The organism is Marinobacter flavimaris (genome assembly GCF_002933295.1).
Lineage (GTDB): Bacteria > Pseudomonadota > Gammaproteobacteria > Pseudomonadales > Oleiphilaceae > Marinobacter > Marinobacter flavimaris.
Genome location: NZ_PSSW01000055.1, coordinates 1 through 374, shown reverse-complemented (window position 1 = coordinate 374; position 374 = coordinate 1). Strand labels below are relative to the sequence as shown.

Genomic DNA, 374 nt, shown 5'->3' with positions numbered 1-374 from the left:
ATTGGTGGCATCATGCAGCACATTGAGCAGGCCGGCGTTCACTCCGGTGACTCCGCCTGTTCACTGCCGCCGTACACCCTGTCCCAGCAGGTTCAGGACGAAATGCGCGATGCCGTCAAGAAGATGGCCATCGAGCTGGATGTGGTCGGTCTGATGAACGTGCAGCTGGCCTGGCAGGACGGCGAGATCTACGTGATCGAGGTAAANCCNCGGGCCTCGCGTACCGTGCCGTTCGTGTCCAAGGCCATCGGTGTGTCCCTGGCCAAGGTGGCGGCCCGGGTGATGGCTGGCAAGACCCTCAAAGAGCTGGAGTTCACCCAGGAAATCATCCCCAGCTATTATGCGGTGAAAGAGTCGGTGTTCCCGTTCAACAA

Annotated in this window: 1 protein-coding gene; it reads left to right on the top strand. The window is 59.9% G+C overall.

Features of this window, described 5'->3' with window-relative positions:
- A partial coding sequence (locus MDHKLMBL_RS20725; protein WP_146083447.1) for an ATP-binding protein occupies positions 1-374 on the top strand: 374 nt, incomplete at both ends.